The organism is Streptomyces sp. SID9727 (assembly GCF_010550605.1).
Taxonomy (GTDB): domain Bacteria; phylum Actinomycetota; class Actinomycetes; order Streptomycetales; family Streptomycetaceae; genus Streptomyces.
In genome coordinates this window covers 21,087-35,435 of the sequence record NZ_JAAGNI010000333.1, presented here as the reverse complement: position 1 = coordinate 35,435, position 14,349 = coordinate 21,087, and the positions used below count along the sequence as shown (strand labels likewise).

Genomic DNA, 14,349 nt, shown 5'->3' with positions numbered 1-14,349 from the left:
CGCCCGGCGCGAGATGCCGTTGCCCGGGCAGCGGCGTACGCAGGGGCAGCCGTTGCGTGCGCTCGGGGAGGCGGGGGCCGGTGACCGGGACCGCGCGCGGGTGGCGGACCTGCGGCGGCGGTAGCCCGGGGGCGCTGTCCCGGGGCCTCCGCTCCTCAATCGCCGGAGGGGCCTGGTGTGCCGCCGGTGGTCGTGTCCGGTGTGCCGTCGGAGGGGCCCGGATGCAGTCCCCGTAGCGTCAGTGCCAGGAGGCGGTTCGCCAGTTCCGGGTCGTCCGGGGACTGCTCCGCCGCCAGGGCGATCGCGTTCGTCAGTTGCATCAGGTCGTCTATCGAGACGTCCCGGCGGACCGCGCCCGACGACTGGGCGCGGGTCAGGAGCGTCGAGCCCGCCTCGCGCAGCGGGGTGTTGCACCGGGCCAGGGCCGAACTCTCGTCGCGGCACGTGGACATGAGGGCCTGGGCCAGGCCGCGGTACTCGCCCGCGTGGGTGACGATCGCGCCCAGCCACTCCACCAGCGCGGCGCACGGCCGGTCCGAGCCGGTCAGTTCGCGGGAGCGGGTGATCAGGGCCGTCACCGCCTCCTGGAACACCGCGCTCATCAGGGCGTGCCGGGTCGGGAAGTGGCGGTACAGCGTGCCGATGCCCACCCCCGCGCGCCGGGCGACGTCCTCCAGGGACGCGTCGGTGCCGTGTTCCGCGAAGGCGGTACGGGCTTCCGCCAGCAGCCGGCCGTAGTTGCGGCGCGCGTCGGCACGCATGGGCCGGGCCGGTGCCCCTGCCTGGCTCGTCGCCATGGTGCGGTCCCTCCTGTCTCCCCGGTCTCCAGGATGCCATCGCGCGGGCGGCCCCCGTCCCCCGAATGCGCCGGTGCCCCGGTCACGTCCGACGACATGACCGGGGCACCGGCGGGGAAGAGGCGGGTCAGTCCTTGATCTCGCAGATGACGGCGCCGGAGGAGACCGAGCCGCCGACCTCGGCGGCCAGGCCCTTGACCGTGCCGGAGCGGTGCGCGTTCAGCGGCTGCTCCATCTTCATGGCCTCCAGGACGACGATCAGGTCGCCCTCCTTGACCTCCTGGCCCTCCTCCACGGCGATCTTCACGATCGTGCCCTGCATCGGAGAGGCGAGGGTGTCACCGGAGACCGCCGAACCGGACTTCTTCGCCGCGCGGCGCTTGGGCTTGGCGCCCGCCGCGAGGCCGGTACGGGCCAGGCTCATGCCGAGCGAGGAGGGCAGCGAGACCTCCAGGCGCTTGCCGCCGACCTCCACGACCACCGTCTCGCGGCCGGACTCGTCGTCGGCCTCCGCGTCGGCGGGCGCGGCGAACGGCTTGATCTCGTTGACGAACTCCGTCTCGATCCAGCGGGTGTGGACGCGGAACGGGTCGGCGGTGAACGCCGGGTCCACGACGACCGCGCGGTGGAACGGGATGGCGGTCGCCATGCCCTCGACGTGGAACTCCGCCAGGGCGCGCGCGGCACGCTGGAGCGCCTGCTCGCGCGTCGCACCGGTCACGATGAGCTTGGCGAGCAGCGAGTCCCAGGCGGGGCCGATGACCGAGCCGGACTCCACGCCCGCGTCCAGGCGGACGCCCGGACCGCTCGGCGGGTCGAACCGGGTGACCGTGCCGGGCGCCGGGAGGAAGCCCCGGCCCGGGTCCTCGCCGTTGATCCGGAACTCGAACGAGTGACCGCGCGAGGCGGGGTCGTCGTAGCCCAGCTCCTCGCCGTCGGCGATCCGGAACATCTCGCGGACCAGGTCGATGCCGGAGACCTCCTCGGTCACCGGGTGCTCCACCTGAAGGCGCGTGTTGACCTCCAGGAAGGAGATCGTGCCGTCCATGCCGACCAGGAACTCGACCGTGCCGGCGCCGACGTAGCCGGCCTCCTTCAGGATCGCCTTGGACGCCGCGTACAGCTCGGCGTTCTGCGCGTCGGAGAGGAAGGGGGCCGGGGCCTCCTCCACGAGCTTCTGGTGGCGGCGCTGGAGCGAGCAGTCACGCGTCGAGACGACGACCACGTTGCCGTGGGTGTCGGCCAGGCACTGGGTCTCCACGTGCCGCGGCTTGTCGAGGTAGCGCTCCACGAAGCACTCCCCGCGCCCGAACGCGGCGACCGCCTCGCGGACGGCGGAGTCGTACAGCTCCGGGATCTCCTCCAGCGTGCGGGCGACCTTCAGGCCGCGGCCGCCGCCGCCGAAGGCGGCCTTGATCGCGATCGGGAGACCGTGCTCCTCGGCGAACGCGACGACCTCCTCGGAGCCGGAGACCGGGTCCGGGGTGCCCGCGACGAGCGGGGCACCGGCGCGCTGCGCGATGTGACGGGCGGCGACCTTGTCACCGAGGTCCCGGATCGCGTGCGGCGGCGGGCCGATCCACGTCAGACCGGCGTCCAGCACGGCCTGGGCGAACTCGGCGTTCTCCGAGAGGAAGCCGTAACCCGGGTGGATCGCGTCCGCCCCGGAGTCCTTGGCCGCCTGGAGCACCTTGGCGATGTCCAGGTAGCTGGCCGCCGGGGTGTCACCGCCCAGAGCGAATGCCTCGTCGGCCGCACGGACGTGCAGAGCGTCACGGTCCGGATCGGCGTAGACGGCCACGCTGCCGATACCCGCGTCCCGGCAGGCCCGGGCAACACGGACAGCGATTTCGCCACGGTTGGCGATGAGCACCTTGCGCACGATGGCTCCCTCCTTGAAACAAGCTGAGTTTAGGGACTACCGACACGGTCCTACGACCCGTCCCCAGTGGTGAGCTTGCCCACACGGAGTGTGATTCGAGGCGCGCTCAAGTCGCAAAATCCCTTGTGCCACCACGGTACGCCGGGTACTGAAACCGCACAGTAGCGATCGAGTGTGGCCCAGGTCTCTATCGGCACGGGCAGCGACTTACGGTGATTCTTTGTGGAGTTCCCACTAAGGGGTGGGGAATTCTTTGCCCGACCCACGAAAGCCCGGAGAGACGGGGGCGCGTCAGGGGCGCGCACGGCTCTTGTCGTGGCCATTACCCGTTAGTAGGGTCCGCGCTATCGCACGTACTGCTGGTAACAGGGGGTGAGTGTCGTGGTGCGCAGACTGGTGGCCTTCCTGGCCGCGCTCGTGCTGGCCGTGGAAGCCGTGGGCATCGTGATCATCAACGTGATCCTGGGCACGGTCGTGAAGAACCAGGACATGTCCCTCGCCGGTACGGACCCCGAGGCGATGTCCAAGGGCACCTGGGTGCTCGGCGGGGTCTCCGGGCTCTTCCTGCTCCTGTGCGCCGTGTTCCTCGTGCTGACGGGCGCCCGCGACCGCGCTCCGGGGCGTGTCGCCCGGGCCCTGCTGATCTGCTGCGCGGTCGTCCACGGCGTGCTCGGCGCGCTGACGGTCGGTCTCGTCGGCTGGGGGGCCTTCGCCTGGATGATGGTGGCGCTCGGTCTGATCGTGCTCGCCCTGGTGGCGTACGGTCCCCGGCCGGCCGCTCCCGGGCCGCGGCCCGAGCCCGAGCAGCCGGCCGCCCCCGCGCCGGCCTGACCGCCGCTCAGGCCCAGAGGTCGGTGACCGTGATCCCCAGCTCGCCCAGCAGGCGGCGCAGCAGTGGCAGCGAGAGCCCGATGACGTTGCCCGGGTCGCCCTCGATCGAGTCCACGAACGGCGCCGAGCGCCCGTCCAGGGTGAAGGCCCCCGCCACGTGCAGCGGTTCGCCGGAGGCCACGTAGGCGGCGATCTCGGCGTCCGTCGGCTCGCCGAAGCGCACCGTGGTGGACGCCGTCCGCGAGACCGTGCGGCCGGTCGTGGTGTCCGTCAGGCTGTGCCCGGTCCGCAGGATTCCGGCGCGGCCGCGCATCGACTGCCAGCGGGCGGTGGCCTCCTCGGCGTCGGCCGGCTTGCCGAGCGCCTGTCCGTCGAGCTCCAGCACCGAGTCGCAGCCGATGACCAGGGCGCCGGAGGCCTCGGGGAGCGCGGCGACGACGGCCGCCTTGGCCCGGGCGAGGACGAGGGCGAGTTCGGCGGGGGTGTCGGCGGTGAGGGCGTCCTCGTCGACGCCGCTGACGATGACCTCCGGGGCGAGGCCGGCTTGGCGCAGGAGGCCGAGGCGGGCGGGGGAGGCGGAGGCGAGGATGAGGCGGCGGGGTGCGGTCATGCGCGCCATCGTACGGACGCGGGCGGTTGTGGGGGCGCTGCCCCCGGGCCCCCGCTCCTCGGTCGCCGGAGGCGCGTGCAGCGCCTCAACGCGTGCCCAGGACGAGCATCGCGACGACCATGGCCAGGGCCACGACCAGGCCGGCTCGGCGCATCATCGTCTCCGCGTCGCGGAGTTCCTTGGGGGGCTTGTCGTCGGGGTCGGACCAGAGCATGATCCGATCCTGCTGCGGGAGTCTCGGGCGGCGCCTGAGTACGCGTACTCAACCGCCGCCCGCTCCACGTCACCAGCGGTTACGCGGGCCAGTACGTACGGGCCCAGGCGCGCGGACCCGGCAGGTGGCGGCCGCTCCGGGCCAGGCGGCTCGGGTGGGACCAGCCGGCGGGCGGTTCCGGGGTGCCGGACGACACGGCGGAGACCGCCGCCGCACGGGCCCGTACGACCGCGAGCGCGGCGGCCAGTTCCTCCGGGGTCGGGTTGCCCCGTACGACCTTGATCATGGTCAGGGCCCTTTCTAGAGGGGGATGTTGCCGTGCTTCTTGGGCGGCAGCGCCTCGCGCTTGGTACGGAGCTGGCGCAGGCCCTTCACGATGTGGGCGCGGGTGTCGGAGGGCATGATCACCGCGTCCACGTACCCGCGTTCGGCCGCCACGTACGGGTTGAGGAGCGTGTCCTCGTAGTCCGCGATCAGTTCGGCGCGGGTGGCCGCCCTCTCGTCGGCGTCCGTGACGGCCGCGATCGTTCGGCGGTGCAGGATGTTCACCGCGCCCTGCGCGCCCATGACGGCGATCTGCGCGGTCGGCCAGGCGAGGTTGATGTCGGCGCCCAGGTGCTTGGAGCCCATGACGTCGTACGCGCCGCCGAACGCCTTGCGCGTGATCACCGTGATCAGCGGGACCGTCGCCTCCGCGTACGCGTAGATCAGCTTGGCACCGCGCCGGATGATGCCGCCGTACTCCTGGTCGACGCCCGGCAGGAAGCCCGGCACGTCCACGAAGGTCAGCACCGGCACGTTGAACGCGTCGCAGGTGCGGACGAACCGTGCCGCCTTCTCGCTCGCGTTGATGTCCAGGCAGCCGGCGAACTGCATCGGCTGGTTGGCGACGATGCCGACCGGGTAGCCCTCGACGCGGCCGAAGCCGGTGATGATGTTCGGCGCGAACAGGGCCTGGGTCTCCAGGAACTCGCCGTCGTCCAGCACGTGCTCGATCGCGGTGTGCATGTCGTACGGCTGGTTCGCCGAGTCCGGGATCAGCGTGTCCAGCTCGCGGTCCTCGTCGCTGACCGCGAGGTCGGCCTCCTCCGGGAAGGCCGGGGCCTCGGAGAGGTTGTTCGACGGCAGGTAGGACAGCAGCGACTTGACGTACTCGATGGCGTCCTTCTCGTCACCCGCCATGTGGTGCGCGACGCCCGAGGTGGTGTTGTGCGTACGGGCTCCGCCCAGCTCCTCGAAGCCGACGTCCTCACCGGTGACCGTCTTGATGACGTCGGGGCCGGTGATGAACATGTGCGAGGTCTTGTCGACCATCACCGTGAAGTCGGTGATCGCGGGGGAGTACACCGCGCCGCCCGCGCACGGGCCGACGATCAGCGAGATCTGCGGGACCACGCCCGAGGCGTGCACGTTGCGCCGGAAGATCTCCGCGAAGAGCCCCAGCGCCGCGACGCCCTCCTGGATGCGGGCGCCGCCGCCGTCGTTGATGCCGATGACCGGGCAGCCGGTCTTCAGCGCGAAGTCCATCACCTTGACGATCTTCTCACCGTAGACCTCGCCCAGCGAGCCGCCGAAGATGGTGAAGTCCTGCGAGTACACGCAGACGGGACGGCCGTCGACCGTGCCGTAGCCGGTGACGACGCCGTCCCCGTACGGCCGGTTCCTCTCGATGCCGAAGTTGGTCGAGCGGTGCCGGGCGAACTCGTCGAGCTCCACGAAGGAACCCTCGTCGAGCAGGAGGTCGACGCGCTCGCGCGCCGTCAGCTTGCCCTTCGCGTGCTGCTTCTCCACCGCGCGCGCCGACCCGGCGTGGGTCGCCTCTTCGATACGGCGCTGCAGGTCCGCGAGCTTGCCCGCGGTCGTGTGGACGTCGGTCTCTTCCGGCTCGGACATCGGGTGGCGGCTCCCTGCCTGGTCACGGGGACGACTTGGCTGCTGATCTGCTGACGAACAGCTACTGAGCCGTAGCGTATCGGCGCGGATACGGTTCGGCAGTGCGTCCTTTGACACACCTAGGGTGGCTTGCATGACACCTTCGGATGCGCCACAGAGCCGTTGGTCGGACCTCGACCGGCCTCCCCTCAACGTCCCCGCGCTGCGCCGCGGACTGCTGCGGCCCGGCTCGCTGTGGACCGCGCTCGACGTGGTCGGGGCGACCGGCTCCACCAACACGGATCTCGCCGCGCGCGCCGCGGACCTCACCGAGGGCACCGTCCTCGTCGCCGAGGAGCAGACCGCCGGACGCGGGCGCCTGGAGCGCACCTGGACCGCCCCGGCCCGCTCCGGCCTGTTCTTCTCGTTCTACCTGACCCCGGACAACGTGCCCGCCGAGCGCTGGGGCTGGCTGCCGTTGCTCACCGGCGTCGCCGCCGCGACCGGTCTCGCGCGCGCCGCGGGCGTCGACATGGCCCTGAAGTGGCCCAACGACCTGCTCGTCTCCATCCCCAAGGACTCCACCAGGCTCCGTCCAGGGGAGACCCCATCCGGGGAGGAGCGCAAGACGGGCGGCATCCTCGCCGAGCGGGCCGGCGACGGCGTCGTCATCGGCATCGGCCTCAACGTCTCGCTGCGCGCCGACGAGCTCCCCGCCCCCACCGCCGCCTCCCTCGCCCTGGCCGGTGCGGTCTCCACCGACCGCGAAACGCTGCTGCGGGGCGTCCTGCGCTCGGTCGAGCACTGGTACGGGCTCTGGCGCGACGCGGACGGCGACGCCGCCGCGAGCGGGGTGCAGGAGGCGTACGCGGCCGGCTGCGCGACCCTCGGCAAGGCCGTGCGCGCCCAGCTGCCCGGCGACCGCGTGCTCACCGGCGAGGCCGTCGCCGTCGACGGGGACGGGCGGCTCGTCCTGGCCACCGGAGACGGACTGCGCGAACCGGTCTCCGCGGGCGACATCGTGCACCTGCGGGGCGTGGCGGGCGGCCTGACCTGAACCCGGGGTGCCCCGGCCCCGTGCCCTGAGGACGTGAGGTAGGGCACACCTGCCGTATCGTTGAGGTGATCCACCGACGGACAGATCGGCAGGGCAGTGCGCAGGGAACGGGCAGGAGGCGGCTGGTGACCGTCGACGACACGACCTCCGGCGATGGCGCGCAGCAGTCACCGGACCCCTCGGTGCACTCCACACCGCACCACGAAGTCGACCACACGGCCGAGCCGACCGACGACCCCCTCGCGATCCGGCTCGAACAGCTGATCCTGGGCGCCGACCGCCGCTACACGCCGTTCCAGGCGGCCCGCACGGCCGGCGTCTCCATGGACCTGGCCTCCCGCTTCTGGCGGGCCATGGGCTTCGCGGACATCGGACAGGCCAAGGCGCTCACCGAGGCCGACGTGCTGGCCCTGCGGCGGCTCTCCGGTCTCGTGGAGGCCGGTCTGCTCAGCGAGCCGATGGCGATCCAGGTCGCCCGGTCGACCGGGCAGACCACCGCCCGGCTGGCCGAATGGCAGATCGACTCCTTCCTGGAGGGCCTGACCGAGCCCCCCGAGCCGGGCATGACCCGCACCGAGGTGACGTACCCCCTGGTCGAACTGCTCCTCCCCGAGCTGGAGGAGTTCCTGGTGTACGTGTGGCGGCGCCAGCTCGCCGCCGCCACGGGCCGGGTCGTGCAGGCGGCCGACGACGACGAGATGGTCGACCGGCGCCTCGCCGTGGGCTTCGCGGACCTCGTCGGCTTCACCCGGCTCACCCGCCGCCTGGAGGAGGAGGAGCTCGGCGAGCTGGTCGAGTCCTTCGAGACCACCTGCGCCGACCTGGTCGCGGCGCACGGCGGCCGGCTCATCAAGACCCTCGGCGACGAGGTCCTGTTCGCCGCCGACGACGCGGGGACGGCGGCCGAGATCGCGCTGCGCCTGGTGGAGGCGATGGCCGTGGACGAGACCATGCCGGCGCTCCGGGTCGGCATCGCCTTCGGCACGGTCACCACCCGGATGGGCGATGTCTTCGGCACCACGGTGAACCTGGCCAGCCGGCTCACCTCGATAGCGCCCAAGGACGCGGTGCTGGTCGACGGGGCGTTCGCCGAGGAGCTGACGCGCACGGGCGACGCCCCGGTCTCCGAGGCGCGGGCGGCGGAGGAGGCCGCGGCGGCGGCCGAGCGGGCCCAGGAGGAGGGCCCGGACGCCGAGGTGGTCCCGGTGCCGAAGTACCGCTACGGGCTCCAGCCGATGTGGCAGCGCCCGGTCCGCGGCCTCGGCGTGGTCGAACCCTGGCTGCTGGCCCGGCGCGGCACCTCCTGAGCTGTTCCGCACACCCTTTCGGGGGAGAGCTCTAGGATCCCTTCGGTAACGCTCGTTAACCGACAGGGGTGCAGCCATGACCGTCACGTCCGAGCAGCGGTTCGGGGAGTTCGTCGTCGTCCGGGCCCATGAGGGCATCGATCACGTCGCCGAGCTGGTTCTCGACCGGCCGAAGGCCATGAACGCGGTGTCCACGGACATGGCCCGCTCGATCGCCGCCGCCTGTGACGCGCTCGCCGCCGACCGGGACGTACGCGTCACCGTCCTGACCTCCAGCCACGAGCGGGCGTTCTGCGTGGGCGCGGACCTCAAGGAGCGCAACTCCTTCAGTGACGCCGACCTGGTGCGCCAGCGGCCCACCGCGCGCGCCGCCTACACCGGTGTCCTGGAGCTGCCCATGCCGACGATCGCCGCCGTGCACGGCTTCGCCCTGGGCGGCGGCTTCGAGCTGGCCCTGTCCTGCGACCTGATCGTCGCCGACCCGACCGCCCTGGTGGGCCTGCCCGAGGTCTCCGTCGGCGTCATCCCGGGCGGCGGCGGCACCCAGCTGCTGCCCCGCCGGGTCGGGGCCGCGCGCGCCGCGGAGCTGATCTTCAGCGCCCGCCGGGTGCACGGCCCCGAGGCCCGGGAGCTTGGCCTGGTGGACGAGCTGGTGGCGGAGGGCGAGGACCGGACCGAGGCGCTGGCCCTGGCCGGCCGGATCGCCGCGCACTCGCCGGTCGGGCTGCGGGCGGCCAAGCGGGCGCTGCGGCTCGGGCACGGGCTCGACCTGCGGGCGGGCCTGGAGGTCGAGGACTCCGCGTGGCGGTCGGTGGCCTTCTCCGGGGACCGGGCGGAGGGCGTGGCCGCGTTCAACGAGAAGCGGAAGGCGAACTGGCCCGGAGAGTGATCCTGGGTGACCGCTGCGGGCCGTGCTGGTCACGCTCCGGATTCGCCGAGTGATCACCGCGCTCATATCGACCTAAACTGGCGCAATGGGTGGTGACGACGCACGACTGCGCGCCGTGGTCTCGCTGGCGCAGGCGATGGCCGCGGCGCAGACGCCCCGGGGGTGCTGGCGAGCGGCCGCCCTGGGGGCCTGTGAGGCGCTGGGCGGTGGCTTCGCCGCGCTCTCGGTCTGGGAGCGCGACCAGGGCCGGCTGAAGGTCCTGGTCAACGCGGGCGAGCGGGCCGAGGGCGAGGAGGAGTTCCCCGAGGAGGAGGTCTATCCGGTCCACCGGTTCCCGGAGATCACCGAGTTCCTGCACGAGCGGTGGGCCGGGGGCGGCGAGCCGGACGCCTGGGTGGAGACCGCCGAGGGCCCGGTGGACGGGGAGCCGGGCCGGGATCCGGCGGCCGGCGCGCACGGTTACGGGCCCGGCTACTGCCACCAGCGGGTGGCGGCGCTGCGCCGGCGCGGGCGGGGGTGCTGCGTGGTCGCGCCGATCGTGCTGCACGGACGGGCCTGGGGCGAGCTGTACGTGGCGCGGCCGGTGGGCGCACCGGTCTTCGGGCGCGCGGACGCCGACTTCGCGACGGTGCTGGCCGCCGTGGTGGCCGCCGGGCTCGCCCAGACCGAGCGCCTGGAGGAGGTCCGCAAGCTGGCCTTCACGGACCCGCTGACCGGCCTGGCCAACCGCAGGGCCGTCGACGTGCGGCTGGACGAGGCGCTGGAGCGGCACCGGGCGGACGGGGCGGTGGTCAGCCTGGTCGTCTGCGACCTGAACGGGCTGAAGTGGGTCAACGACACCCATGGCCACGCGGTGGGCGACCGGCTGCTGGAACGTTTCGGCTCGGTGCTGTCCCGGTGCGGGGCCATACTGCCCGGGGCGCTGGCGGCCCGGCTGGGCGGCGACGAGTTCTGCCTGCTGGCGGTGGGCCCCGAGGCGGACGAGGTGGTCACCGTGGCCACCGAACTGTGCGAGCGGGCGGCCGGGCTGGAGTTCGGCAACGGGGTCGCCTGCGGGATCGCGTCCACCGGTGACGACATCGGGCCCGTGGTCTCGGCCCGGAGGCTGTTCCGGCTGGCGGACGCGGCGCAGTACCGGGCGAAGGCGGCCCGCTCGGACCGCCCGGTGGTGGCGGGGCGCGACGACGAGGTCATCCGGCTGGCGGACTCCCCGCCGAAGTCCCCGCACGATCGCCGTCACCTGCGCGGCAACCCGCCCGGGCACTGACCCGTACGGCCGGCGTCCGCGTAAGGGGTCAACCGGCCTACCACTGGTGACATGAAGGGTTTCAATCCGTACGCTGCTGAATATGGATATGCATACAGTCGTGGTGGGGACGTCCGGTACCACCGCTCAGGACGTCATCGCCGTGGCCCGCGGCAACGCCCGCGTCGAGCTCTCCGCCGACGCGGTGGCCGCGCTGGCCGCCGCCCGCGAGATCGTGGACGCGCTCGCCGCCAAGCCCGAGCCGGTCTACGGCGTCTCGACCGGATTCGGCGCGCTGGCCAGCCGCCACATCAGCCCGGAGCTGCGCGCCCAGCTCCAGCGCAACATCGTCCGCTCGCACGCCGCCGGCATGGGCCCGCGCGTCGAGCGCGAGGTCGTCCGGGCGCTGATGTTCCTCCGGCTGAAGACGGTCGCCTCCGGCCACACCGGTGTCCGGCCCGAGGTCGCGCAGACCATGGCCGACGTGCTGAACGCCGGGATCACCCCCGTCGTCCACGAGTACGGTTCGCTCGGCTGCTCCGGCGACCTGGCGCCCCTGTCGCACTGCGCGCTGGCGCTGATGGGCGAGGGCGACGCGGAGGGCCCCGACGGCACCGTCCGCCCGGCCGGCGAGCTGCTCGCCGCGCACGGCATCACCCCGGTCGAGCTGCGCGAGAAGGAGGGCCTGGCCCTCCTCAACGGCACCGACGGCATGCTCGGAATGCTGATCATGGCCCTCGCCGACCTGCGGACGCTCTACACCTCGGCCGACATCACGGCCGCCCTCTCCCTGGAGGCCCTGCTCGGCACGGACAAGGTCCTCGCCCCCGAGCTGCACGCCATCCGCCCGCACCCCGGCCAGGGCGCCAGCGCGGACAACATGCTGCGGGTGCTGGCCGGGTCGGGCCTCACCGGTCACCACCAGGACGACGCGCCGCGCGTCCAGGACGCCTACTCGGTGCGGTGCGCGCCGCAGGTCAACGGGGCGGGCCGGGATACCCTCGCGTACGCCGCGACCGTCGCCGACCGCGAGCTGGCCGCCGCCGTGGACAACCCGGTGGTCCTTCCCGACGGCCGGGTGGAGTCCAACGGCAACTTCCACGGCGCGCCCGTCGCGTACGTCCTGGACTTCCTGGCCATCGCCGCCGCGGACCTGGGCTCGATCACCGAGCGCCGGACCGACCGGCTGCTCGACAAGAACCGCTCGCACGGGCTGCCGCCGTTCCTGGCCGACGACGCGGGTGTCGACTCCGGCCTGATGATCGCCCAGTACACCCAGGCCGCCCTGGTCAGCGAGATGAAGCGGCTCGCCGTCCCGGCCTCCGCCGACTCGATCCCGTCCTCCGCGATGCAGGAGGACCACGTCTCGATGGGCTGGTCGGCCGCCCGCAAGCTGCGCACCGCCGTGGACGACCTCGCCCGGATCGTCGCCGTCGAGCTGTACGCGGCGACCCGTGCGGTCGAGCTGCGCGCCCAGCAGGGGCTGGCCCCGGCCCCGGCCACGAGCGCCGTCATCGACGCGCTGCGGGCCGCCGGTGTCGAGGGTCCGGGCCCCGACCGCTTCCTGTCGCCCGACCTGGCCGCCGCCGACGCCTTCGTACGGGCGGGCGGGCTGGTCTCCGCCGTGGAGCCGGTTACCGGTCCGCTGGCCTGAGCCCGGTCTCGGGGAGCGCGCCGGAGTCCCCGTGTTCGCCCGCTGTCGCCGCCGCGCCGGGCGCGCTCCCCGTATCGCCCGTGGCGTTGGCCGACGGGACGAACCACAGGGCGCAGAGCAGCATTCCCGCGGCGGTGGCGGTCAGGAGTGGGCGGCGGGCAATGGCCACGGAATCGGTCTCCCTTGCGACGGCCGGACGTCCGGCTCGTGCCGATGCTAGGGCCGTCATCCGGATCACGCCAGGGCCCCGGTGCAGGCATGGCGGGGAGGCCGCCGGGGAACGCGTCCTCGGCGGGGGGCACCCCGGCCGTCCCGCACAATGGGAGGGAGGGCGACGGCTGCGGCGGCCCGGAGCGGCGGGCCCGACCTGCGGGAACGCGGGCCCCGGCCGCTCACGGCGGACCGGAGCCGGTCCGTGTCGCGGACGCGGGAACCACCGCCCCCGGCACGGCGTCGAAGAGTGGTGTTCCCCACACATTCGGCGGACGTGGAACGGGGATCCCGTACAAGGGGTTCTCGAACATTGACGGGGTTGCGCGGGTGGGCGGCCTTGTTCGGGGTTTTTGGGGATTTCGGCAACGATGGAGAAGCGTGTGATGACGGACAGCAAGCGGCGCAAGGGCCTGATGGCCGCGTCCGCACTGCTCGGCGGCGTACTGGTGCTTTCCGCCTGCGACGACGGCGGTGACAAGGGCGGTCCCAGCCCCGAGGGCTCGAAGTCCCAGGCGGCCGACGTCGACAAGGCGGCGGCCGAGGAGACCTCCGAGGCGCAGATAACGATCGCGCCCAAGAACGGCGCGACGAACGCGAGCATCAACAACGCCGCCAAGGTCACCGTCGCCAAGGGCAAGCTGACCTCCGTCACCATGACCGCGGCCGACGGCAAGAGCGTCGCGGGCACCCTCTCCGCCGACGGCACGAGCTGGAAGCCGGACGCCCAGCTGGAGCGCTCGACCACCTACAAGGTCAGCGCGACGGCGAAGGACGCCAAGGGCCGTGAGGCCCACGAGAACTCCTCCTTCACCACCGTCTCGCCCGACAAGAGCTTCATCGGGAACTTCACCCCCGAGGACGGCTCCACCGTCGGCGTCGGCATGCCCGTCTCGATCAACTTCAACAAGCCGATCACCGACACCAAGGCCGTCCAGGACGGCATCAAGGTGACGTCCAGCAGCGGCCAGGAAGTCGCCGGCCACTGGTTCAACAACCAGCGCCTCGACCTGCGCCCCGAGAACTACTGGCAGGCCGGCTCGACCGTCACGCTGAAGCTGTCCCTGGACGGCGTCGAGGGCTCGGACGGCGTCTACGGCGTCCAGCAGAAGACGGTCACCTTCAAGGTCGGCCGCAACCAGGTCTCCACGGTCGACGCCAAGACCCACACCATGACCGTCACCCGCGACGGCAAGACGGTCAAGACCATCCCGATCTCCGCGGGCGGACCCGACAACCCCACGTACAACGGCCAGATGGTGATCTCCGAGAAGTACAAGGAGACCCGGATGAACGGTGCCACCGTCGGCTTCACGGACGACGACGGCAAGGGCGAGTACGACATCAAGGACGTGCCGCACGCCATGCGGCTGTCCACGTCGGGCACCTTCATCCACGGCAACTACTGGGGCAAGGGCATCTTCGGCAAGGTCAACACCAGCCACGGCTGCGTCGGCCTGGAGGACGCCAAGGGCGCCGGGGACCCCAACACGCCCGCCGCCTGGTTCTACAACAACTCCATGGTCGGTGACGTCGTGATCGTCAAGAACTCCCCGGACAAGACGATCCAGCCCTCCAACGGCCTCAACGGCTGGAACATGAGCTGGGCCGAGTGGACGGCGGGCACCACCGCCTGACCGGCCCGCCGGGCCGAACCCCACCCCGTACGCCGAAGGCGGCGGCACCGGAATCCGGTGCCGCCGCCTTCGGCGTACACACTGTTCTCATCCTGCTCTCATGGCAGCCTCAAGCCGGCATCACGAGCCGTGCCTAGCCTCGC

Annotated in this window: 14 protein-coding genes; 7 read left to right on the top strand and 7 right to left on the bottom strand. The window is 72.5% G+C overall.

All coding sequences use genetic code 11. The features are described from left to right. Positions 1 to 155 precede the first annotated feature (155 nt). Together G3I41_RS22655 and G3I41_RS22650 are read right to left on the bottom strand one after the other, a co-directional pair. Entirely contained in the window at positions 156 to 797 is a 642-nt protein-coding gene (locus G3I41_RS22655) for a TetR/AcrR family transcriptional regulator (RefSeq protein WP_164402238.1), read from the bottom strand. Positions 798 to 924: 127 nt separating this feature from the next. Then, on the bottom strand, positions 925 to 2,679 hold the full coding sequence (locus G3I41_RS22650) for a biotin carboxylase N-terminal domain-containing protein (protein WP_164402237.1): 1,755 nt from the start codon (positions 2,677 to 2,679) through the stop codon (positions 925 to 927). Between the two features lie 372 nt (positions 2,680 to 3,051). On the opposite strand from G3I41_RS22650, the gene G3I41_RS22645 reads away from it, so the two are divergent. Further along, a complete protein-coding gene (locus G3I41_RS22645) occupies positions 3,052 to 3,510 on the top strand; it encodes a hypothetical protein (RefSeq protein ID WP_164402236.1) in 459 nt (152 codons plus the stop codon). Between the two features lie 7 nt (positions 3,511 to 3,517). On the opposite strand, the gene G3I41_RS22640 is transcribed toward G3I41_RS22645, so the two are convergent. The 4 genes from G3I41_RS22640 to G3I41_RS22630 form a co-directional block, all read right to left on the bottom strand. Beyond that, entirely contained in the window at positions 3,518 to 4,129 is a 612-nt protein-coding gene (locus G3I41_RS22640; protein ID WP_164402235.1) for a nucleoside triphosphate pyrophosphatase, read from the bottom strand. A 76-nt stretch (positions 4,130 to 4,205) separates the two neighbouring features. Next, positions 4,206 to 4,334, bottom strand: a complete 129-nt coding sequence (locus tag G3I41_RS37495) for a hypothetical protein (RefSeq protein ID WP_275408439.1) — start codon at positions 4,332 to 4,334, stop codon at positions 4,206 to 4,208. A 79-nt stretch (positions 4,335 to 4,413) separates the two neighbouring features. Then, a complete protein-coding gene (locus G3I41_RS22635) occupies positions 4,414 to 4,620 on the bottom strand; it encodes an acyl-CoA carboxylase epsilon subunit (RefSeq protein WP_164402234.1) in 207 nt (68 codons plus the stop codon). A gap of 14 nt (positions 4,621 to 4,634) precedes the next feature. After that, the gene (locus tag G3I41_RS22630) at positions 4,635 to 6,227 is read right to left on the bottom strand and encodes an acyl-CoA carboxylase subunit beta (protein ID WP_164402233.1); all 1,593 of its coding nucleotides are present in this window, start codon (positions 6,225 to 6,227) and stop codon (positions 4,635 to 4,637) included. Positions 6,228 to 6,360: 133 nt separating this feature from the next. Between G3I41_RS22630 and G3I41_RS22625 the strand changes: the two genes are divergently transcribed. From G3I41_RS22625 to hutH, 5 genes are all read left to right on the top strand, one after another. After that, on the top strand, positions 6,361 to 7,263 hold the full coding sequence (locus G3I41_RS22625) for a biotin--[acetyl-CoA-carboxylase] ligase (protein WP_164402232.1): 903 nt from the start codon (positions 6,361 to 6,363) through the stop codon (positions 7,261 to 7,263). Between the two features lie 125 nt (positions 7,264 to 7,388). After that, positions 7,389 to 8,570 carry an adenylate/guanylate cyclase domain-containing protein gene (locus tag G3I41_RS22620; RefSeq protein ID WP_164402231.1) on the top strand — a complete coding sequence of 394 codons (1,182 nt, stop codon included), beginning with the start codon at positions 7,389 to 7,391 and terminating at the stop codon, positions 8,568 to 8,570. Positions 8,571 to 8,646: 76 nt separating this feature from the next. Then, positions 8,647 to 9,459, top strand: a complete 813-nt coding sequence (locus G3I41_RS22615) for an enoyl-CoA hydratase-related protein (protein ID WP_164402230.1) — start codon at positions 8,647 to 8,649, stop codon at positions 9,457 to 9,459. Positions 9,460 to 9,544: 85 nt separating this feature from the next. Then, on the top strand, positions 9,545 to 10,726 hold the full coding sequence (locus tag G3I41_RS22610; RefSeq protein WP_164402229.1) for a GGDEF domain-containing protein: 1,182 nt from the start codon (positions 9,545 to 9,547) through the stop codon (positions 10,724 to 10,726). A gap of 88 nt (positions 10,727 to 10,814) precedes the next feature. Continuing rightward, positions 10,815 to 12,359, top strand: coding sequence for a histidine ammonia-lyase (gene hutH / locus G3I41_RS22605; RefSeq protein WP_164402240.1), 1,545 nt, complete (start codon positions 10,815 to 10,817; stop codon positions 12,357 to 12,359). Here hutH and G3I41_RS22600 read toward each other — a convergent pair. Further along, the gene (locus G3I41_RS22600) at positions 12,340 to 12,528 is read right to left on the bottom strand and encodes a hypothetical protein (RefSeq protein WP_164402228.1); all 189 of its coding nucleotides are present in this window, start codon (positions 12,526 to 12,528) and stop codon (positions 12,340 to 12,342) included. The two genes, hutH and G3I41_RS22600, sit on opposite strands and share 20 nt — an antisense overlap. Positions 12,529 to 12,955: 427 nt before the next feature. On the opposite strand from G3I41_RS22600, the gene G3I41_RS22595 reads away from it, so the two are divergent. Continuing rightward, a complete protein-coding gene (locus tag G3I41_RS22595; RefSeq protein WP_239081780.1) occupies positions 12,956 to 14,206 on the top strand; it encodes an Ig-like domain-containing protein in 1,251 nt (416 codons plus the stop codon). The last annotated feature ends 143 nt before the right edge of the window (positions 14,207 to 14,349 follow it).

Excerpts from the sequence above, each read along its gene's own strand:
- G3I41_RS22615 (WP_164402230.1), top strand. The coding sequence starts at position 8,647 with ATGACCGTCACGTCCGAGCAGCGGTTCGGGGAGTTCGTCGTCGTCCGG.
- G3I41_RS22655 (WP_164402238.1), bottom strand. The coding sequence starts at position 797 with ATGGCGACGAGCCAGGCAGGGGCACCGGCCCGGCCCATGCGTGCCGAC.
- G3I41_RS22595 (WP_239081780.1), top strand. The coding sequence starts at position 12,956 with ATGACGGACAGCAAGCGGCGCAAGGGCCTGATGGCCGCGTCCGCACTG.
- G3I41_RS37495 (WP_275408439.1), bottom strand. The coding sequence starts at position 4,334 with ATGCTCTGGTCCGACCCCGACGACAAGCCCCCCAAGGAACTCCGCGAC.
- G3I41_RS22630 (WP_164402233.1), bottom strand. The coding sequence starts at position 6,227 with ATGTCCGAGCCGGAAGAGACCGACGTCCACACGACCGCGGGCAAGCTC.
- G3I41_RS22635 (WP_164402234.1), bottom strand. The coding sequence starts at position 4,620 with ATGATCAAGGTCGTACGGGGCAACCCGACCCCGGAGGAACTGGCCGCC.
- hutH (WP_164402240.1), top strand. The coding sequence starts at position 10,815 with ATGCATACAGTCGTGGTGGGGACGTCCGGTACCACCGCTCAGGACGTC.
- G3I41_RS22625 (WP_164402232.1), top strand. The coding sequence starts at position 6,361 with ATGACACCTTCGGATGCGCCACAGAGCCGTTGGTCGGACCTCGACCGG.
- G3I41_RS22610 (WP_164402229.1), top strand. The coding sequence starts at position 9,545 with ATGGGTGGTGACGACGCACGACTGCGCGCCGTGGTCTCGCTGGCGCAG.
- G3I41_RS22640 (WP_164402235.1), bottom strand. The coding sequence starts at position 4,129 with ATGGCGCGCATGACCGCACCCCGCCGCCTCATCCTCGCCTCCGCCTCC.